This window comes from Bradyrhizobium sp. Mp19, assembly GCF_029952935.1.
GTDB lineage: Bacteria > Pseudomonadota > Alphaproteobacteria > Rhizobiales > Xanthobacteraceae > Bradyrhizobium > Bradyrhizobium elkanii.
The window spans coordinates 38,562-59,382 of sequence record NZ_JASAUT010000048.1; the positions used below are offsets into that span (position 1 = coordinate 38,562).

A 20,821-nucleotide genomic window follows, 5' to 3' on the forward strand; every position below is an offset into this window, starting at 1 on the left:
CGCCGATCCTGCCAGCGGGCATTTTGTCGTGGGCGGCGTCATACAGCCCACCGGCCAGAACATCGATGTGAGCGCGGCACAACTGGCCAGTACATCGTTCCAGAGCGGCTCGGGTTCTGACGACCTCTGGGTGCGGGCCTTTGATGGCATCACATGGAGCAACTGGAAGGAGTTTCACGTCAACGCGCCGATCGACCATGCTCCTGTGGCCAGCGCGTCGGATATGACCGCCACCCATGGCCGGGATATCGCGGCGGCAAGCCTGTTCACGGTCAGCGACGGCGACAGCGATGCGATGACCAACTATCAGTTCTGGGACTCGACCGCCGATCCTGCCAGCGGGCATTTTGTCGTGGGCGGCGTCATACAGCCCACCGGCCAGAACATCGATGTGAGCGCGGCGCAACTGGCCAGTACATCGTTCCAGAGCGGATCGGGTTCTGACGACCTCTGGGTGCGAGCCTTTGATGGCATGACATGGAGCAACTGGAAGGAGTTTCACGTCAATGCCCCGGCCGACAACCTTCCGATTGTCTCGGCCGCCGACTATTCGGCGAGCCACGGCCAGGATATCGCGGCCTCCACGCTGTTCTCGGTCTCCGACGCGGATGCCGACACCATCACGAATTATCAGGTGTGGGATTCGACGGTGGATGCGAGCAGCGGGCACTGGGTGGTCGGGGGAATCGCCCAAGGCACCAATGCTGCCATCAATGTCACGGCAGCTCAGCTCTCGAGCACAAGCTTTCAAAGCGGCTCGGGTTCGGACGATCTCTGGTTGAGGGCTTACGACGGCTTTGCCTGGGGGGCGTGGAAGGAATTTCACGTCACCGCACCGGTTGACAGCGCTCCCGTCGTGACGGCGTCCGACTTCCACGCGACGGCCAATCAGAGCGTGGCCGCATTGAGCCTGTTTTCAGTCACGGATGCCGACGGCGACAGTATGGCACAGTACCAATTCTGGGATTCGACGCCGTCGGCAAGCAGCGGCCACTGGAGCATTGGCGGGACTGCGCAGCCCACCGGCACCGCCATCAACGTCAGCGCGGCTCAAATTGCCAGCACGACGTTCCAGGGCGGCACCGTACCTGACGACCTCTGGGTTCGCGCCAGCGATGGCATCAGCTGGAGTGCGTGGCACGAATTCCATTTCATCGTCTAGGGAGCGGCCCGCGTTGCGGAAACGCCGCGAGCTGCGCCCAATCAGTCGACGACACGAAGCCCGATTGTCTCCCAAAGCAAAAATGGCCCCGCGAAGTGCGGGCCATTTTATCGGTACCGATTGGTCCGGACTTTGGTTGCGGGGACCCGCAACCATCTCAAATTGCTATACGAGGCAACGGCTTAGCGTTGCTCCCGAAGGCAAAGGTGGCTAGTTCGGATCGTGTAGGGTGCGCCAAATTCTCCCGGTCTTAGAGCTATGCACGCGCTCCAGACACAAAGCTGAGGTTCTTGTCCAGCCCTAACGGGACGCCCGTAATGACAGACATCGCACGCTCAGCTTGTCGTTGCCGCACTTCGCTCGAAAGGCTTGTTTTCGGCGATGAACCTTGCGGCCAGCACCAGAGCGCCCATCGAGAACTCCTTTCCGTGCGCGGCGATCATCCGTTCGGAAAGTTCCGCCAGCTCCTTGAAGTACTGATCCTTGCTATCGGCTTCATTGAGCGATCGAGTAGATGTCATGGTTTCCCTCCTGGTGACCACCGGGCCAGCTATTTGAAGATGTGAGAGGGAAACGTGACGATCGCCGCCTCCCCGTTGTCTGTGCCAAATGCAAGATGCTGGCCATCGGGCGACCACCGCAGTGCGTGGATCGCACCCCGCCCAGGTGGCTTGACGACCAGTTCGTCGGCTTCCCCGATCCTGGCGACAACCACCATGCCGTCGCCGTAACCTGCTGCGATCAGCCGACCCTCCGGATGCATATCCACCGTCTCCACGAGTACGGGTCTGGCACGGCCTGTCGTAAGGCTGGCCGGCCGTTCGCTGTCGTCGCTGAGGCTGGAAATGTCCCATGCGATGATCCGATAGGCCCCGCTCGTAACAAGAATGCGCGAATCCGCGCTCCACGACAGAGATGATGTGCTCCCGGGATAATTGGAAACCCGAACGATCCGAGCATCGGCAAGGCGGACCAGAACGACGCCTGTCCCCACGACGGACACGGCCAACCAGCATCCGTCCGGGCTCCATGCCAGATTGGAGATTGGTCCGAGCTCGAATGAAACCGCCGGCTCTGGTCGTGCCCCGAAGGCGCGAACGAGCAGACAATTGTCGACTCCGATCGCAAAGCGCCGACGATCCCCTGACACCGCCAATGCCGATGCATTCCCGCCAGCGCGCTCCTGGAGCCAGCCGACATCGTCATTGGAATTGTAAAATATGACCGATCCGCCGGAAGCGGCCAAAATGCCCCCGGCCTGCACCGGAGCGACCAGATCGATTGGGGACCCATGGTCCGCAATCAGGCGCGTGACGCCGGATGTCGACACGCTAAGCAACCGGCTGTGATCACTAGCAACAAAACCTGACGTCCCGATCAAGGCGAGATGAAGCGGAGCATCACTTGCAATGACCTTCATCAACGGAGGCACAGGCTTCCGCCGTGGCGAGATTGTGGCCCGGCCCCCGTCCAGCGCGATGCGACAGCGATCCTGCGGCGGCTCGATATCGGTCAAGGGAGCGATCGCCAGAACGCCATCGGCAAGCGCAAAGGCGACTCCGTCGCCCGCGAAGGCCGTGCTGGTGACCGGCGTCCCGACCGTCCAGTGCCGCCCGAGCAAATCATAAAGCGTGGCAGTCTCTGCTTCCATCGTGTCCATCGAACGTCTCACCTGCCGGCGGCAATCCGCTTGTCAATATCTTCAAGGCGTCGCTCCAGTGCGGCGCATTGAGCGTCGCTTGCTGCCATTCCGGCAGTCACGTTTTCCAGGCGTGTTCGCGCCTCCTCGAGCGCCTTGGCGAGCGTATCCGAGACGCCTGCCGCGGCAATCTCGCGCTCAATCTCCTGAATCTCAAACTCGGCCCCACCGCCAAGTTGAAGGTTGAGAAGGTTGCGCGATTGAGCGGCCGATATCTCCTGAACGACGACCAACCGCTCCTTCAGCACTGCGATCAGGGTCGAAGGAGCGTTACTCATGCGTCCGCCTCGATTTGAGCCAGGATCCGCTGCAGCCCTCCGACACCTGATACAAAGTGTTGCTGCGCGTCATTGATGTGAGATTGCAGCGAATCCAACAGATCGACCCTCAGCAACCGCGCTGGATCGCCCGCCATCGTCTCGACGGCCTGAAGGCCGAACTGATGCCGCAGGCCGATTCCCTTCAAGACGAATTCCGAAAGCTCGCGTGCATGGGTTTCGATGAAGGGACGCAATAACGGATGCGCGCCGTACCTGATGCCGCGCTTTGCGAGTTCGACCTCGATGAACACGATGAAATGTCGAACCAGCAGATCCTGGCTTTCGCCGAGCAGCTGCACCACGAAGGTGACGTCGCGGTCCGCGCGCGCAAAGATCTGCGACGCCAGCGCCGCCGCGCTGGCAGGCCCCTCTCCGCCGTTCTGTTCATCCCAGACTGCCGCCATGCCTCACCTCGCCCTCAGGTCCGGGAACGGTATTGGTGCAATTTGCGATACAGCGTCGCGCGCGAAAGCCCCAGCTTCTCGGCAGCGGCGGCAATGTTACCGCCAGCATTCGCGACGGCCCGCTCGATGGCGCGGCGTTCCACTTCGTCGAAACGCGCGATTTCGTCGCCTTCCGATCCCGTCGAGCTATGGTCCACCTGCGAGGGCGCCGAGGAGGACTGGGCCGGCACCACTTCCACGAAATCCTCGGGCAAGTCCCTCGGAGCGACGATGCCGGTGATCGTCATCAGCACGAGGTTCTCGACCAGGTTGCGCAGCTCGCGAACGTTCCCCGGCCAGCTATAGCGCCGCAGCAACTCCATGGTCGCTGCCTCGAAACGTAGCGGTTGGGTGCTATAGGTCTCCGCGAATTGCCTGTTGAAATGATCGACCAGAATCTCGACGTCGCCCAGGCGTTCGCGAAGTGGCGGGATGGTGAACTTGACGGCGCCGATCCGGAAGTACAGGTCCTTGCGAAAACGTCCCTCAGCCACCTCCTGCTTCAGATTCCGATTGGTCGACGCTACGAGCCGGACGTCCACAGGTCGCGCCTTGCTGTCACCAAGCCTATACACCGCGCGCTCTTCCAGCACACGGAGCAGGTAAGGCTGCAGGTCCATCGGCATCTCGCCGATCTCGTCAAGGCTGAGCACACCGCCATTGGCAAACTCAAACCGCCCAGGCCTGCCCTCGCGCGTAGCGCCGGTGTACGCGCCCGGCGCATGCCCGAACAATTCGCCGCCGAGAAGCTCCTTGGAGACCGCACCGCAATTGAAGGCAATGAACGGCTCCTTACCGGTCTTCTGGCTGGCGGCGTGAACCAGACGGGCGAAGAGTTCCTTGCCGACGCCGGTCTCGCCCTCGAGCAGGATTGCGGTTCGTCCGAGCGCTGCTCGCTCAATCTTCTCGATCGTTTGCAACAATGCGTCGCTGCATCCAACGATCGCTTCCCTGGCCGAGACCAGTGCGGCGCGGGCCGCTGGCGACATCTGGGATCGGGCAACACTCGCGCGTGGCTTCGCCGCAAGCACGAGCATTGCGCCCTTCACGACGCCGTCGACCACCAACGGTTCGATCCGCTGCTCGCGCAGTTCCTCGGGCAGCCCATTGGCAGGGTCTCTCGCCAGAAAGCCCTCGTCGTTTGGGAGAAGCTGGCTTCCGATGCTCAAGTCCTGCGACTGCGCAATCCGTCGCCAGCGAACAGATGCCATGTCGTTATGGTGAACGACCCTGCCGAAACGATCGAGAATGACGACCCCATCAGCACTGTTCATCCCCGGCATTCGGGAAATGCTCGCCTCGAGCAGCCGCATTCTCTCAATGCGGATTTTTTCCGAGAGCGCCAGTTCAATGTGATGGGCCGCGACCACCGCCAAGGCCACGTTGTGCCGGTGAAAGATTGCCTGGGGTCCGGAAAAATCGACGATGCCGATGATGCTGCGGTCGATCGGGCTACGAATGGGACTACCGACACAGGTCCATGCCTTGATGCCCTCCGAGAAATGCTCGGCCGCATGGACATGAACCGGCTTTCCTGTGACAAGCGCCGTGCCGATGCCATTGGTCCCGGTGACCGCTTCGCCCCAGGCTGCACCTGCTTCCAGGCAGATATCGTGTCCTGCATCGATGGTCCGCCGATCGCCCCCGACCTCAAGTACGACGCCGTTCCTGTCGGTGATGACCACCATCGTGGCCGCGTCACCTAGGACCTCGGCAATGCGGCGGAAGGTCTCGGCGCTCGAACCAAGCAGGTCATCGTTCTTCAGACGCAGTTCATAGAGATCGTCGGGCGAGGCAAGGAGATTACTGCCCTTGCCACGAGCATCGACCCCGGATGTGACGCTGCGCTGCCATGATTGCTCGATAACGCTTCGCACCGGAGCGTTCTCGCGCCTCAGGTCCCCGAAGGTCAGGAAGTTTTCCCATGCCTTGTTGGTTTCCCGTTCATCGTATGGCCGCCCCTGCTCCGCATCCGGAGCCTTGTAGCCTTGCAGGGAAAACGGCGGCTTGGCCATGAGCGTTTCCGTCAGCATTGGAGCACCATACGTACGTTGGCAAACAGCAACCCGATCGGCAAACACGAACTGAGCCGGATCCCATCAGGATCCCCGCAGGCTCCGCTGACGAAGATCATTCGACGCTTCTGGAGATCGCATCCAGGCCGAGGCGGCTCGAGATGATCTGTTCCAGGTGGGCTTCCGACGCCTCGTCGGGCACACTCACTCCCTCGAGGTCGGCCAGGACCTTGTACAATTCGTCATCCAGCGGCTCGAAGATCCCGTTCTCGCGTGTCGCCAAAGCGAAGTATCGCGATTGGCCATTGCCGCGCAGTTCACCGACAAAATCGAGCTGCCGTCCTGACGCGAGATCGGCGATGACGACGCGACCATTATGGCTGATCCGCACATAGGGCTCGACCTCTTTCGGGCGAGCCGGAGGCGTGGACCAGAGCTTGCCCGATGGTTGGGGCTGCGAAGGGGGCGTCGGATTGCGCAACTGCTGCCAACGCCCGAGTGTCAGATGATTGGCGAGCGCGTTGATCGTCGTGCGGTTCTTCTGAAGGAAGTCCTTGGCCGCCACCTCTTCCCGATGCGGGCCGTCACGCTTGGAGATGATGTAGACCATGTCCCTTTTTCCTCCCGCCCGGCTGATGGGATGATCGTGGAGGCTTGTTACACCGCCTCCTTCCGTTCATGCCGGAGCATTCAAGATTGTAACCCGTTCCAAATCGTTGTCACGGTGCTATCAATCATTCGATCGCGAACGTCACGCCGTCGCCACCACCTGGCGCGTAACCCCCGCCTTGAAGACGTAACCGGACAGCGCGGCCCCCAGGCAAGGCGCCACAAAATAGAGCCACACCTGTGACAGCGCATCGGAACCCGCAAACAATGCCGGCCCCAGCGAACGCGCCGGATTGACCGATGAGCCCGATACGGCGATGCCGGCGAGGTGGATCGCAACCAACGTGAGGCCGATCACCAACCCGGCATAGGCGGATGCCGCTCCGTTTTGCGTTGCACCAAGGATCACCGTCAGAAACAAGAAGGTTGCCGACGCTTCGAACACGAACGCGGAGAGAACGCCGTATTGTCCCCAGCCATTCTGGCCAAAGCCGTTCGCCGCGACGTCGTAGCCGCCGACTTTACCTTCCGCGATGAGGAACAGCACGGCTGCAGCCGCGATCCCCCCGATGAACTGCGCGACGATATAGCCGGAGAAATCCCGCGGCGACATCCGGCCGGCGACGAGCATCCCGAGGCTGACGGCCGGATTGAGATGAGCGCCGGAGATATGTCCGATCGAATAGGCCATTGCGACCACGGAGAGGCCGAATGCGAACGCCACGCCCAGCAAGCCGACCTCGGCCCGCATGAAGATCACGGTCGCGCAGCCAAAGAACACCAGCGCGAACGTGCCGATAAATTCCGCAACATACTTATGCATAACTCCCCCTTCCTGGTGATGAATTCGATATCGAGGCCTTGGTCGCCCTGGTCGCGGCGCACGGCGTCTCCTGAGACGGCGCGGCGGAACGCGGACCGCGTACACATGCCTCATGCGCGTCCAAGCTTCTCCGCCCCGCCGCCTAGTGCCGGCCCCTGTGTCGGATCGATGTATTCCGGAACGTCGGCAATCAGGGTGTTGGTGGTCAGCACCAGCGTGGCGACGGAAGCGGCGTTTCGAAGCGCAGTATAGGTCACCCGAACGGGATCGACGATGCCGGCCGACACCATGTCGATGAATACACCGTTGGCGGCATCGAACCCGACACCCGCCCGGGAACCCTGCAGATCGGCCACGACTTTCTCCGCATCATGGCCTGCATTCCTGGCAATGAAGGCGGCGGGACGCGACAGGGTTTCGCGCACCAGCTTGATGCCCTCACCGAGGTCGCCATTGATGTTGCCGAGCGTGCGCGCCACCACCGGTGCGCACTGCGCCAGCGCCGTGCCGCCACCGGGCACGATGCCCTCCTCGGCCGCGGCCCGCGCCGCGCTGAGCGCATCGTCGATCAACTGGATCGTCCGCTTCTGCTCCACGGGAGTGACGCCGCCTGCAAGGATCACGGCGGTCCCGCCCGAGAGCTTCGCCAGCCGTTCCTTGAGCTTGTCCTGTTCGATGTTCGGCGGTGCCAGGTCGTGCTGCTTGGCCACCTGCTGGCGCCGCGCCGCGATCGCCGCATCGTCGCCGCCGCCCCGGATGATTACCGTTTCGCGCGCGCTGGCTCGCACCTGCCGCGCGGTGCCGAGATCGGCAAGACTCGTCTCTTCGAGCTTGCCGCCAAGCTCGCGTGCGATAACCCGTCCCCCGGTGATGATGGCGAGATCGTCCATCATCGCCTTGCGCCAGTGACCATAGTCAGGCGGATTGACCACCAGGATCCTGCCGCGGTTGTCATCGCCGAGCAGCGTCACGACCACTTCCGGCGCAATCTCCTCGGCGACGATGACAAGCGGCCGCCCGGTCGTGGCGACCGTCGCACGCACCGCCGCCAGCTCGGCCGGCGTCTTGATTTTCAGGTCGGTCAGGAGAATGTAGGGCTGATCGAGCACCACCTCCATCTTTTCGACATCCGTCACCATGTGGTGGGAGATATAGCCGCGATCGAACGACATGCCTTCGACGACTTCGAGCGTCGTGCTGGTCGTCAGCCCGTAATCGGAACTGATGATGCCGTCCTTGCCGACGCGCTGGACCGCCTCCGCAATCAAACTGCCCAGATGAGCGTCGGTCGATGCGATCGTTGCCACCGCCTCGAGCGTCTTGCGATCCGATACGGCAATTGCCGAGCTCTTCAGGGCCTCGACGACAACCTCGACGGCCCGATCGATCCCTTTGCAGAGATCGACGGCCTTGGCGCCCCGCTCCAGTGCCGCAACGCCTCCCTGGATGAGACCATTTGCAAGCACCATGGCGGTAGTCGTCCCGTCGCCGGCGACTTCGTTGGTCTGCATCGAGACCTCGCGCACCACCTGCGCACCCATGTTCTCGAAGCGATCGGGCAGCTCGATTTCAGACGCAATGGTGACGCCATCGCGAGAGACGATGGGCGTGCCGATCGGCCTGTCGACCATCGCGTTCATGCCCTTGGGACCGAGGGTCGATTCGACCGCCGCCGCAAGCTTCTGGACTCCGCGCGCAAGAGCACGGCGGGCTTCGATATGATGTAGTAATACTTTCGGCATCGGTTCCACTCCCTAGCGGTCGCATCGTGTCGTCTGGTTGGGCGGACTTGCTGACCGCTCCGGTTCTTGGCGCTCGCAGGCACCGCTAAACGCGGCCCCACGCCGGCGCAATTCTGGCGTCTCCGGTCACAGGCCGCCGGATGGAACGGCACAACTGCCGCAGCCTCCGCACGGTGACGGCGTTCGTACAGTGTTGCCGTCGTCGCGATAGCGGACAGCAAGCAGGCCTCTGCACAATGAGCTATTGAACTCCATATTGATGCGCACTCCGCGCAACCGCTGCAGATAGGACGTCAGTTCGTGCCGCTTGATCGGGGCCCCCTCGTAGGTGACAAACGCGCGATCCTCAGGAAGGCAAGCAACGCCTGTTTCAATCAGAAGCTCGCGGTAGCGGGGCTTTTGACGCGCGACGTCCGGCGAAGTGAACTTGACCTCGTCAAAGGCACGCAAACTCATCCGGCAGATCTCCGGATCTTCATAACCTAGCCCCCGCAGCGCCAGGATCATGATCTCCTGGCGCCGCTCGAACGCCTTGCGACGGAATTTATCCCGCAATTCGTTAAGCGAGCCTCCCGGCGCAAACTCCTTGAGTGCGTCAGCAAATGACCTGCCTTCGCGGACGCCACGGTTGATCTCCTCCGCGACCATATGGTCCCGAAGCAGCGGCCGCGCCTCGCGAACCCACGGCAGCGACGACACCGCCCGGCGCATGTCGTCGGCCATGAGGAACGCGAAGTTCGCTGAACACCAGTAAGTCGGCAACCGAAAGACGATATCGACATCGCCATCGTCATCGACGGTGACATGCTCGACGAATCCAAGATCGGTCACCGACTCGTCGAGTTCAGGGTCTGTCATCAACGCGAGGCGCTGCCACACCTCGCTGGTCCTGCGGTCTTGCTTCAGGAGCGGTGCGTTCATGTGATGTCATCCTGCCGCCGCGGTGGCGTAGGCACCCTTCGCAAGCTTTGCCTTCTGCGCCTCGACATCCACGCCGTAAAGCCGCGCAGCGTTGAGACCGAGGATCTTCTTCTTTGCCTGCGGCGTCAGATCGACACCGTGCTCCTGCTTCAGATCCACGGGCAGCTCGAAATTCCAGAACTTCTCGACCAGCCAGCGGGGCGTCCAGATGGCATAGTCGCTGCCGAAGAGGATCTTGTCCTCACCGACCCAGAACAGCAGTTCGCTGATCACTTCCGCGAAATACCGGGGACGTCCGTGAATGAACGGAAGCGCTACCGCAAGACCGCCATAGACGTTGGTCTCCTGCACGGCGATCCAGCAGAAATCGTCTAGTCTCGGCAGCCCGCAATGCTCGATGATGAAATTCAGGCCCTGGAAATCGGTCGCCGCGTGATCGACGTCGTGAACATCGAATGCATCCTTGTCCAGCGGGATAATGGTCGGCCCCTTGTGGACGTGGATGTTGGTGATGCCGACCTTCTGGCAGAGTTCGAAGCAACGATATGCGTTCGGATCGGTGAGCTTCCAGCCGCGCGACTCGCCCTTCCATTCGGCGGTGTAGAGCTTGACGCCCTTGATGCCGAACGTTTCCTTCATGTAGTGAATGTATTCCAGTGCCCGCTCACCATCTCGCGGATCAAAGGCGCCGTTGACGATGAAGCGGTCCTTGTACTTCTTCGCCATCTCGGCGTTTCGGTCGATGGTGTTGAAGCCGTTCTTGTAGAATTCCGTGAGGTAGGTCGACTGCACAATGGCCATGTCGTCCGGACCGTCGACGAACAGATCGCGGTACATCTGCTCTGCGCTGTATTTCTCGAACTGGTCCTTGGGCCAGAGCTTGTCCTTTGGACTGAGCGACGTGTGGTAGGCGTAGAAGCAATCGATGAACTGCTTGCCGTGAATGTTGAGCTGGTTCGCCGGACTGCCGTCCCAGAAGTGGGTGTGACCGTCGATGATGAAGACTTCCTCGCCCGTGGGAGTTATGAACATGATGGTCTCCAGGATTTTTTGATAAGCTCTGTCCGATCAATCCACGCGCCGTCCCGGCGCGAACACTCTAGAAACGGTGGGGCCACACCGGGAAGATGCGGCCCCCAGTGAGGGAGCTTCACTCGATGTATTCGAAGACCTCATCCATGTTTCCGAACAGCGTCACGGTATTGTCGTCGATGCGCACCATCCGGCCGTAGTGGGTCGAGGTATTCACTTCGAATATCTCGGCCGTCATGTCCTTTCCGAGGATGTCGCTGATCTCGTCCATCTTGAAGATCAGCTTGCCCTCGCCGTCGATGCGGATCAGGGCCGGCTGGTAGGTCACGGTCACGTTCGGCTTCTTGCCCATGAATTCAGCGATGGCGCGCGCCTCGACGCTGTCGTTCATGGTGACACCGCACTGATGGGAAATCGTCTGTTCAAAACGAAGATCTCCCATCTTCTGGAAGATGTTCTGGTTGGTCGCACTTCTTGAAGCAACGGACATTGCAATTTACTCCTTGGGAAGGACGAGGCCGAGCTCGCCGAGAATCTTCTTGATGCGTTCGACCGATTGCGCGCGGACGTCGGCGTATTGCACCGGCTTCGAATGTGGCTGCGACCAGATCGGCTGCAGTCCGGCGGCCGCCTTGCCGGCGAGCGCCACGTGCTTGTTCACCCAGCCCTGGAACAGCTTCTTGTTGTGCGCGGCATGCTGATTGTCCGTCACCAGCAGGTGCATCAGGTCGATTGTGTTCGCGAGATTGCGCTCATAGTCGGCCTCGGCCGCCGAAATAACCGCCGGCGTGATGAAGTCGCCGTTCGGCGAGCCGACCTGCATCAGGAAACCGCTGCGGAACAGCTCGCCGACCAGCGGCTCGAACACGATGTTGGTGGCGAAGTACTGCTCAAGATAGTCGGCCGACCCCATGATCGATTCGATCGCTTCGCGGGTACCCTGCCAGCCCTTGTCCTCCAGCCACACCCGCTTGCCCGCGGCGTCGTCGAAGCCCGGAATGTCCATTCCGATCTCGGCGAGATAGAGCGTGATGTCCTGGGCCAGACGAAGCTTGTAGGACGAGTTCGTCAGGGTCGCGTTGTTGATCATCTGGGTGTAGCCGTAGCGCTGCGCCTGCATTAGCGACGTGCCAAGCCCGAATTCGGCATGTTTCCACGCGCCGAGGTGGTTTTGCAGGATCTTGACCCAGGCCTTGTCGAAGCTCTTCGGCGCGCCGGACTTGCGGCCGTTGGCGATCACCGATTGGACCATCGTCTCGATCTTGGACTGGCGTTGGTAGTGGGTGCGCTCCCACTCCTGGTCGGGCGCACGGAAGGCATGCCAATTCGAGCTCAGCGCGGCGGTGTTGTCCTTGGTGTAGGCTCCCTTTCCGTTGGGGAAGGAGATAATCCAGTCCTGCAGCAGATAGCGCTCCGGATCGGGCTGAACGTCTACGGTCACGTCCTCATAGTGCGTCGCCCGCTTGCTGCGAGGCTCGAAATACCGGTACTTGCGGCTGTCCGAATCCGGAAATACCGCAGCGCCTGCTGCACCGGATTTCGCTGGAACACTTTGAACGGCAGTCATGGTCGTCTTCCTCCTCCCTTGGTGGGCTCTATAAAAGGCACGGTCGCTGTTCGAAAAACCTCAGTTGTTGGCTGGTGTGAACTTGTCGAAGAAGATGCGATCCGACTCGACGTCGTTCATCTGCAGCACCGGCACCAGCGCCTCGATCATCGGTGACGGTCCACAGGCATAGACGTCGACGTCTTCGCCATATCCCGCGTCGCGAAGGTGCGCTCCGACGGCTTCGTGCACGAAGCCCTTTGCTCCACCCCAGGCCGTATCATCGGCCGCATGGGAGAGCACCGGGACGAAGTTGAACTCCGGATGCTTGGCGGCGAGCTCTGCGAAGTGATCGAGATAGAAGAGATCGTTGCGCGTCCGAGCTCCATAGAAGAAGTGCACCGGGCGTGCTTCGCCGGACTCGATGTGATCATGCAGGATCGACCACAGCGGCGACATCCCCGATCCGCCGCCGACCAGGACTATGGCTCCGGTTCTGTTTTCTCGCCGGAAGCAGGTCCCGTAGGGTCCGCGGAGTCCGACCGCGGTTCCGACGGCGAGGTCTCCGTCGAGCCGGGAAGAGAAGCGTCCGTTCGGGTACTTTTTGATGATGAATGCGAGCTTTTCGCCCTCGACCGGCGAATTTGCCATGGAAAACGAGCGCGTAATCGTCTCTGCCCCCGGGAGCGTGATGTCGACATATTGACCCGCCCAGAACTTCAGAGGTTGCTCGAGCGATATCTCGAGGAGCCGGATGTCATGGGTCAGCGCGGAGACGCTCGTGACTGTGCCCGTGAAGTCCCTGACCGGGATCGATTTCGACAGCACCTCCTCGTCATAGTTGAGGAGCTCCACCTCGAGATCCGAATAGGCCAAGGTCCGGCACAGCAGGATGTAATCCTGGCCTCGCTCCATCTCGTTGAGGGCGAACGTCGAGTATTTCTTGAGTTCGACTTCGCCTCCGGTCAGGACGCATTTGCACGCCGAGCACTGCCCCTCCTTGCAACCATGCGGCAGTGCAATGCCCTGGCGGAACGCGGCGTCAAGAACGGTTTCGTTCTCCTCGACCTCGAATTCTATGCCTACCGGTTGCAGGCGAACGACGTTAGCGGGCGTGCCCATAGGGCCTCCTCAAACCAAGGCTTGCGTATCTTCCGGAGAGTGATCGGGAAGGAGCCGGCCGGAGCCGGCTCCTTCCGTCTCGGTTAGTTGCAGGGATTGATGGTGAATCCCTTGCGATACTCGGCGAGATGCGTCTCCCGGTCGGCCGGGCTCATCTCCCGCAGCGTGAGCAGCGGGCTCTTCAGGATGTGGCCGCGGACATCGTCGAGCGTCCACATTTCCTTCTCGTCGAAGCGCAGGTGCGGCTGGGCGACCAGAGTCTTGCCGTCGGTGCGCACGAAGCCGAGATCCTTGATCGCGTCGGCGATATCGACATTGTGATAGACGCTTTCCCATTCGCGACGGCCACTGAACCGCCCCATCGCCGGGGTCGGACGCCCCTGGTATTCGCCGGCGAAGGCTTCGACGGCCGTCCAGCGATCGAGCTCATGGGCGAACGTGTAGAGCTTGCCGTCGATCTCATCCGTGACCATGTCCTCGCGGATCAGGCACGGCACCAGGCACGACCAGCAACGATGCGGATAGACGTAGCCGACGTCGCTGTTGAAGAGAATGTTGGTCTGGCCGCGATGCGACAGCTTCTCGTACCACTTCCAGAAGTCGCCGAACTGGGCATACCAGCCCGGATACTTGTGCTCGAACCACTCGAAGTCCTTGTCGGTCTGGGCCTCGATACGCCAGAAGTTCGCGGACCAGCCGACCGCGAAGAACTGCGCGACCTTGTGGACGTAGTGCTTCTCGGTCAGACGCTTCCAGGCAGTCTGAACGTCGTCATGATGGATCTTGATGCCGTACTTCTCGAGCGGCAGCATATAGGTGCGATAATAATCCTCGAAGATCCAGCGGTGCCACATCTCCGCGTAGGACTCCTTGGTCTTGTCGCGGTTCGTGGTGCCATACTCGATGAAGGTGCCGATCGCCGCGTCGACGATGGCGTGGTTCTGCCAGAACGCATAGCGCATGTCGCGCTCGAGCAGCAGATGGTTCTCCGGCTCCTTCAGCATCGACATCAGCATCGAGTGGCCGTTACCGATGTGGCGGCTCTCATCCGACTGAACCGACAGGAAGACCGTCGGTAGCGCATAGTCGCCGTTGCGGGCAGCCTCCGACGGCATGGCGACGAACAACGTGTTGGTGAACGCGGTTTCGGCAACCACGGTCAGGTAGACGTTCGCCGAGGTGATCGCGTCGCCGGTGATGAAGCCCTCACCGAACTGCCGGCCGATCGTGGTGGCGTAGCACTTGCCGAACGCCTCCTCCGTGATGTCGAAGCCGGCCGGATCGATGTAGTTCTCCATGTACCACTTCTTGAGATTCATCTGGATCGTCGAGTGACGGAACTCGTCGACCATCTGCATCGTGAAGCCAGTGCGAAGATCTTCACCCGGAGCGAGGCGGCCGACCATGGCCATGGACCGGGCGGCGGAGATTTCCGGGAACGGGATGATCGCCAGGAACAGCTTCATCCACTCGACCCAACGCGGCTCGACGTTGCGGAACATGTCGCCGCGCAGCGCGGCATCGAGCGCGCCGTAGACGCGGTTGTCCTTCTCCTCCTGCATCGGGAAGTAGGAGCGGAGGACCTGCTTCATCGGATCCTTCGGCGCTTTCGCAATCTTGTAGTCCGTGGGAAAGGTCATTGCTTCCTGGACGTAGGAAGGATTCCATCCGAGATCTGCAATCTTCTTTGCAGCATCACCGACGGATATGCCGCGCTGGGCGGTGATCTTGTTGAGTGTTAAAGTTCCAGACATCTCGTCTTTCCTCCTGATCGGGTCAGAAACCACATCGATATTCCGCCTGCCCTGGACCTTCGCGGACCAGGCAGTGCCTACCCGTACGTTACGGGCCACCTCGCGGCCGTTTGCACGGCCGGACGTTTGATATCGGCAAGGGTTTTGGGGAACGACTGTGGTGCACCGCAACGATGATCAGGAGCGATCTTCCGAACCACGGTCCTTCGATCGCAATGCCTCATCCCACCCATGATGCGCCCTCAGCTAAGCGTCCCCTTCCCTCGTTCTTGTCGCGGCTCACCCCAGACGGAGCAGTCAGCGTTGTTGTGATCAGGAGCTTTGCAATGGGCGTGCCAGCGCGTCCGAGGAGCTTGCCAGCCCGCTTTCTGAGGCACCGATGCCGGTATGGCGTGGACGGCGGCGTCACATTCGCCCGGCTTGCGGTTGAAGGAGATGCAGATTGCGACGAGAATTGCAGAGGAAATTGCAGAATGAGAATCTCGACCGCGCAAAGGCATTGGTGTGCGCAGCAATGTTCGCAGCGCAAAAGAGAAGCGCGCTTGGATAATGGTACTGCTTCGTCTGAATCGGTAGCGACCGCAGGTTGGATACAGCGACCTTTCGGGACTACCGGGTCTTTAGCCCGAAGCACTGCGCCGGACCGCTTCCCCCACGCGCACGCGCGACCTAGCGGGAGGTCTCCGCAACGGCTGAGCGCTTTGTCTGCGCTACCCCGGAGACCCAGCGGTCGCAGTAAAGCGCGTAGCAGTCATGACCGCAGAACGACAGCCCGGTGCTGAATTCCTTGAGATAGCTCGCGCCGATTGGTTCACAACAAAGCATACATAGGGTCCTCGGGCGCAGCGTCACGCCATTCACCAGAATGAACCTCATGTGGCGCCTTTCAATGCGAAGAAACGATCTCACTGGCTATCGCCCACCCCAATTCAGCCGACCAGGAACCAACGAAGCGTCTTGCAGCCGGCTCCAGCATTTCTCTAAACCGGTCAATGCGCTTCGCTGGTGCCTGCGCATGGTTCGTGCAACGGCCGTGCCAGACCGTCGAATTCTTCCGACCGTCGTTTCCTGAGCGAAGTGATCACCGGCGATCCTGGATACCGTGTCCCTCGACTTGAGAGCGTCCGGGACGCAAATTGCGACAAAGATGCAAATTGAGACTCTCTGCGACCTGTAGTTGGGATTCCCCGGGGCCCGGCGTTTGCAATGCAACATGGGCAGTATATCCGGGATGCTTGGAGTGAATTTGGATCGACTGGCTGCTTCCCGCTGATCTCAAGAAAGCGCTTCGATAAGGCTTCTTCAAAGTCATCTCCGGCGAGCGCAATCGAAAGCGAATTTATTCGCAATGCCAGACTTACAGGCGCATGAAATCCACCACGAGCAAATGCTCGCGGTGGACCAGGTTGGGGTTCACGGAATTAGAACTGCACGTCCATGAATCTTCCCGGCATTGAGATCATGCAAGGCCTTGTTTGCATCCGCGAGACGATACTCAGCGGTTGCTAGCTCAACCAGACCGCGGTCTGCGAGCGCCATCAATTCCGTCAGCTCGGCCCATGTGCCGACGAGATTGCCGATAATGTTCTTCTCTGTAATCACCATGTCGACGGTCGGGATGCGGATATCCTCGCCGTAGCCAACAACGTAGTAGCTGCCCATCGAACGGGTCATCGCCAGCCCCTTGGATGTCGTGCCCTTTTCTCCGACGAAATCGATCACCGCCTCCGCGCCGTTTCCGGCGGTCAGAGCCAGAACGGCAGCCACCTCGTTGCCGTCTGCCGCTACCAGGTGATCGGCGCCCGACTTTTCAGCCAGCTTCAGCGAAGCTTCGGACTTATCGACCACAATAATATCGGCGGCGCACATTGCTTTGAGGCACTGGATTGCGATGTGACCCAATCCACCTGCACCGATCACGACGCAGAACTCACCTGGCAAAAGGTGACGCGTGGCTTTCTTGACCGCGCGATAAGCTGTGAGGCCAGCATCCGCGTAAGGCGCCACCTCCTTGGGCGCTAGCGTCCGTGGCAGCGGCACGATATTCCGTTCCGAGGTGCATAGGAATTCTGCATAACCGCCGTTGCAATCCAGACCCGGAAATGTGCCGGGACCATGCATGTCGAAGCCGCGCCGACAGGCGAGACACGTCCCTCCAGTGATCTTCGGATGAACGATGACGGGATCTCCCTTTTTCAGTCCCTCGACCTCCTTGCCGACCTCCTCGACCCAACCTGCATTTTCGTGACCCATGATGATGGGGAGGAGCTTGTCGCCGGACGGATCCATGTGCGGCTTCCAGACACCTTCGATGATGTGGAGGTCGGTCCTGCATACGCCCGCGCCACCGATGCGGACGATGACGTCGGTCGATTTCGTCAGTTTGGGATCAGGTACGTTTTCTTCGATGACCCAACGGTCGTTGGACAGCTTCTCGTCATACGCTTTCAATACTTGGGCTCTCATGGTCTCCTCCGTCTGCCCAGCGAACCTTGTGCTCGCCGTCGCGGGGGGCGCCTCAGCATTTTTCGTGCCAGCGCGATTGCTGTTGCAGCGCGATGCGGGACGTGCTGGAGCCCATCATTGGCCACACTCAACCCTCATTTTGTGGAGGCCGCCGCACGAAGGCGCCTGCTCCGGGTTCGCTGACTGCGCCAGTAACGACATCAGCGAACCGCGCGATCGAGATCGAACGAAAACGAAACAAAATCAACGAAGCAGATCGATATTCAGCCGCTCATGGTTGCAGGTTCGAGTCCTGCCATCTCTCCGGTGACCTGCGAAATAATTCTCGGCGGATGCAGGTGAGTCGTTAGCAAATCAGCAAGCAGATCCGCGCGGGCTTATCCGAGGGACGGGACCGTTGGGGGAAGCACGGTCACGTTTCGGAGGAGCTGGCGCGCCGGCCCTGAGCGTCGGCTCCTCTTTTGGACCTTGTGTGAGTTAGGCAACAGCCGTCACTCCGCGTGCCTGCTAAGGAGATGATGCGGGGAATTTCAGGGCCCTAGCGCTGGGGAATTTCAGGGCCCTAGCGCTGGGAATGACGGGGCGCCGCCGGGACAAACCATTTCGGGACCGGCGGCGTAATTTTTGAGGTTTACCAGGCTAATGCGTGAGAGGCGTCTCGATATGACTGGCGACAAGATTGCTACAAAGGCCGTGCTATTCGCGCTGGCCATCGGCATTGCCGTATGGGCAACCATGGGGGCGCCCGAGCCAGGCACAACTTCGCCGATGCACGTTGCCAGCAGGCCGCAAGAGCCCCTACAGGGCTTGGGAGATGGCGCTGTCGCTTAGGTCGGCGTCATTCGAGCGGTAGAGAAAGCGCCGGCAGCGGCTTATTGCCCTGCTCGCAACCTGTTCGTCCCTTGAGCGGTAGAACCGGCGTTGAGGCATCCGGGGCAGTCCGGCCCATAAAATGGATCAGATTAGCGCCCGATGACCACTCCACATAACTAACAGCCGAAAAGGCGACCACTCCCACGACGAGAATACTGAGCACTGAAGCGGCGGCTGCTGACGGCAAGCTTTGGCTGCTCAAAAACGGCATCACGATTCTCCGACACCGAGTCGCCACCCATCCGTGCGTTATGCCAACTCGCGATGATCGAGTGTGAACGGCCTCACATTTCACGGGCACTTGATGTCGAGACTGGGCCCGACGCCGGTCCACGGCCGGCGGGCCAATTTTCGTTGATTCAGATCCAGGCCGCGGCCCAGTCGGGCAGACGATCCGGAAGCGGCTTGTCGAGCAGGCCGGCGACAAGCACGCCGAAGGCCGCGCCTTCGATGGCCCCTTCAGTGAACTCGACGTTTTCCGTCCTATTCGAAATGGAGGACCGCTGAGGCCGTCGCCCGCATCCCCTCGATAGTCGTGGGGCGCATTGTGATCAAGCGAGCGAAAATCATTCGCAGCCGATCCATGGCGTCCTCAAAGGCTTCTTCGGCCGCGGTATCGTCAACACCCATCTGGTAAAGCCGGAGAGTCTCCTCGCTGGCGGCATCGCGGAGGCACGATATTTCCACGAAGCGGCTCGATCAGTTCGGCTCGAGATATTCGGGCGGCAAGGGTGACGCCCGTCCGTGTTCTCCACCGCAAAAAGCCCGGACCGAACGGGAGCACCGGTAGGTAATTAGCCCCTTGCGCTCGACTCCTAGTTGATTCAGAGTTCCCGAAGAGGATCACCGGGAGCTAGACGATGACAACGATCGGCACCGTGACTTTTCTCGTACTGGTCGGAATTCCGATCGCTTTGATCATTGGCGCCCGTTTCAACGCACGCGCAGCCTATCGGAAGCAAATGACCGATAACGCTATGCGTTCGATGGGAAACTAGCGCCTTGTTCCCATCCTTGGCGGCTGGTCAGCCGACCGAATGTTCGAGCCGCGCTTGCCGCAAACCGTGCAGACGAACCGCGCCTCGACATCGGAAATGCGCACCTGATCAGGCCACCGCAAGGCATCCATTTGGACGTTGTGCGAGCACCTGTAGTCCTTGCTGAAGACGATGATCCGCGTTGCGCCGGTTTCGCGCATTTCGCCGAACGTGATCTTGGTGGGATAATCGTTCTTCATGCGCAGGATTACAGCGCTCGTTGGCGCGACCTTCAATCCCACGAGAGCTAGCGGTTCAGTGCCAGCTTCGACCCAAGAAGTCGGTCAAGCCCAGAGCCCACCCACCTTAGCGCGGACTCGCTCTCACGGTATCGGCTTCAGAGCCGGACGATGCGGATCGATCGTATAGGGAGGAAGGCCTAAAGCTAGACGTCACGGTAAAGACGAAATGAACTCGCGGCACGGCTCATAGATAAAGCCCTTTTCGGGTCGCACCGTCATTAGCTTGCAGCATTGTGGGCATTTCATACCGCGGCAACGCTGCTGCCAACTGCACGTTCCTACAGCGATAGTCTATTCGCTCGACGAGAAACGGCCCCAGCGAGGGGTTACGCGCTGAGGCCAAGTCGTCATGTCATCACGAGAGGTAGGACGCTCAGCCGATCAGCAGCCAACTTACGCTGACGATGAGCGCCACGAACGACATTTCAGCGAAGCTGAGAAAGCCGTATTCAACACCATTCATGTGATCGAAACTGAACATGCTCGCAGGATCGCCGGGAAGCGTCATTCCCGCATTTAGATATGGATGTCAGTGAGGGTGCCCCAAAGAAACGGCCCCAGCACCTTTGGAGGCAGTGCTGAGGCCGTTCCTCATTCCCATTGCTTGCCGAGCCGCCGCTATCGGTAATCGGGCTGGCCCCTCTGGGCCTTAAAAAATTGTCCTTAATGAAACCGCCCTGCCCAGTGCGGGGATGATCGAACCAAGGCGTAAGCCAGTCAATTAACTTGCGTGAATCAAAGGTAAACAAATCGTCCGGATGCTTAACGGACGGGTGTCGATCCCCGCTCGGTAGGACTACTGAGTTGGCACGCCTAATAGTTCTGCCCTTAGCAATTCTAATGGTCCGCCAACCGTTCTCCCTCCACAGCGGAACTGTTACAGGCGTTCTCCGTGGGTGAACGTAGTTCCAAGGTTGAACTGATCCGCACTTCCCACAGAGCTATGCGGGAAAGTGGGTGATGACGGACTGAGATAGGCGGCGTATCGAGGCGGGTGTCGAGCCTGCCAGAACCT

20 protein-coding genes are annotated in these 20,821 nt (G+C 60.5%); 2 read left to right on the forward strand and 18 right to left on the reverse strand.

The genetic code is table 11. From position 1 onward, the window contains the following. A partial coding sequence (locus tag QJT82_RS34785) for a hypothetical protein (RefSeq protein ID WP_281446682.1) occupies positions 1-1,162 on the forward strand: 1,162 nt, incomplete at its 5' end. 335 nt (positions 1,163-1,497) lie between these two features. On the opposite strand, the gene QJT82_RS34790 is transcribed toward QJT82_RS34785, so the two are convergent. From QJT82_RS34790 to QJT82_RS34865, 16 genes are all read right to left on the reverse strand, one after another. Continuing rightward, positions 1,498-1,683: a hypothetical protein gene (locus QJT82_RS34790; RefSeq protein WP_028345431.1), complete on the reverse strand. Its 186-nt coding sequence runs from the start codon at positions 1,681-1,683 to the stop codon at positions 1,498-1,500. Positions 1,684-1,712: 29 nt separating this feature from the next. After that, positions 1,713-2,822 (reverse strand): PD40 domain-containing protein, encoded by a 1,110-nt coding sequence (locus tag QJT82_RS34795; protein ID WP_028345432.1) that lies wholly within the window; start codon positions 2,820-2,822, stop codon positions 1,713-1,715. Positions 2,823-2,830: 8 nt separating this feature from the next. Then, positions 2,831-3,139: a hypothetical protein gene (locus QJT82_RS34800; RefSeq protein ID WP_028345433.1), complete on the reverse strand. Its 309-nt coding sequence runs from the start codon at positions 3,137-3,139 to the stop codon at positions 2,831-2,833. Beyond that, positions 3,136-3,585, reverse strand: a complete 450-nt coding sequence (locus QJT82_RS34805; RefSeq protein WP_028345434.1) for a hypothetical protein — start codon at positions 3,583-3,585, stop codon at positions 3,136-3,138. Before QJT82_RS34805 ends, QJT82_RS34800 begins: the two co-directional genes overlap by 4 nt. Positions 3,586-3,599: 14 nt before the next feature. Next, positions 3,600-5,639: a sigma 54-interacting transcriptional regulator gene (locus QJT82_RS34810; protein ID WP_245288984.1), complete on the reverse strand. Its 2,040-nt coding sequence runs from the start codon at positions 5,637-5,639 to the stop codon at positions 3,600-3,602. Positions 5,640-5,754: 115 nt separating this feature from the next. Continuing rightward, complete coding sequence (locus QJT82_RS34815) at positions 5,755-6,249, reverse strand: hypothetical protein (RefSeq protein ID WP_028345436.1); 495 nt, start codon at positions 6,247-6,249, stop codon at positions 5,755-5,757. 141 nt (positions 6,250-6,390) lie between these two features. Then, entirely contained in the window at positions 6,391-7,071 is a 681-nt protein-coding gene (locus QJT82_RS34820) for an MIP family channel protein (RefSeq protein WP_028345437.1), read from the reverse strand. A 110-nt stretch (positions 7,072-7,181) separates the two neighbouring features. Then, complete coding sequence (locus tag QJT82_RS34825) at positions 7,182-8,813, reverse strand: molecular chaperone GroEL (RefSeq protein ID WP_028345438.1); 1,632 nt, start codon at positions 8,811-8,813, stop codon at positions 7,182-7,184. Positions 8,814-8,939: 126 nt separating this feature from the next. Continuing rightward, a complete protein-coding gene (locus QJT82_RS34830) occupies positions 8,940-9,734 on the reverse strand; it encodes an iron-sulfur cluster assembly protein (RefSeq protein WP_264641728.1) in 795 nt (264 codons plus the stop codon). A 6-nt stretch (positions 9,735-9,740) separates the two neighbouring features. After that, positions 9,741-10,766 (reverse strand): amidohydrolase family protein, encoded by a 1,026-nt coding sequence (locus QJT82_RS34835; protein ID WP_028345440.1) that lies wholly within the window; start codon positions 10,764-10,766, stop codon positions 9,741-9,743. A 118-nt stretch (positions 10,767-10,884) separates the two neighbouring features. Then, positions 10,885-11,256, reverse strand: a complete 372-nt coding sequence (locus QJT82_RS34840) for an MmoB/DmpM family protein (RefSeq protein ID WP_028345441.1) — start codon at positions 11,254-11,256, stop codon at positions 10,885-10,887. A gap of 6 nt (positions 11,257-11,262) precedes the next feature. Then, positions 11,263-12,333: an aromatic/alkene monooxygenase hydroxylase subunit beta gene (locus tag QJT82_RS34845; protein ID WP_028345442.1), complete on the reverse strand. Its 1,071-nt coding sequence runs from the start codon at positions 12,331-12,333 to the stop codon at positions 11,263-11,265. 60 nt (positions 12,334-12,393) lie between these two features. Then, on the reverse strand, positions 12,394-13,434 hold the full coding sequence (locus tag QJT82_RS34850) for a 2Fe-2S iron-sulfur cluster-binding protein (protein WP_028345443.1): 1,041 nt from the start codon (positions 13,432-13,434) through the stop codon (positions 12,394-12,396). A gap of 83 nt (positions 13,435-13,517) precedes the next feature. Next, the gene (locus QJT82_RS34855; protein ID WP_028345444.1) at positions 13,518-15,188 is read right to left on the reverse strand and encodes an aromatic/alkene/methane monooxygenase hydroxylase/oxygenase subunit alpha; all 1,671 of its coding nucleotides are present in this window, start codon (positions 15,186-15,188) and stop codon (positions 13,518-13,520) included. 1,413 nt (positions 15,189-16,601) lie between these two features. Then, positions 16,602-17,654, reverse strand: a complete 1,053-nt coding sequence (locus tag QJT82_RS34860; protein WP_028345445.1) for an NAD(P)-dependent alcohol dehydrogenase — start codon at positions 17,652-17,654, stop codon at positions 16,602-16,604. Between the two features lie 838 nt (positions 17,655-18,492). Beyond that, positions 18,493-18,738: a hypothetical protein gene (locus tag QJT82_RS34865; protein WP_155258917.1), complete on the reverse strand. Its 246-nt coding sequence runs from the start codon at positions 18,736-18,738 to the stop codon at positions 18,493-18,495. A 649-nt stretch (positions 18,739-19,387) separates the two neighbouring features. Here QJT82_RS34865 and QJT82_RS34870 point away from each other — a divergent pair. Continuing rightward, positions 19,388-19,525, forward strand: a complete 138-nt coding sequence (locus tag QJT82_RS34870) for a hypothetical protein (protein WP_155258918.1) — start codon at positions 19,388-19,390, stop codon at positions 19,523-19,525. Here QJT82_RS34870 and QJT82_RS34875 read toward each other — a convergent pair. Together QJT82_RS34875 and QJT82_RS34880 are read right to left on the reverse strand one after the other, a co-directional pair. After that, the gene (locus QJT82_RS34875; RefSeq protein WP_035634525.1) at positions 19,522-19,764 is read right to left on the reverse strand and encodes a hypothetical protein; all 243 of its coding nucleotides are present in this window, start codon (positions 19,762-19,764) and stop codon (positions 19,522-19,524) included. The genes QJT82_RS34870 and QJT82_RS34875 overlap by 4 nt on opposite strands. Positions 19,765-20,179: 415 nt before the next feature. Then, positions 20,180-20,314, reverse strand: coding sequence for a hypothetical protein (locus QJT82_RS34880; protein ID WP_259244931.1), 135 nt, complete (start codon positions 20,312-20,314; stop codon positions 20,180-20,182). Positions 20,315-20,821 lie beyond the last annotated feature (507 nt).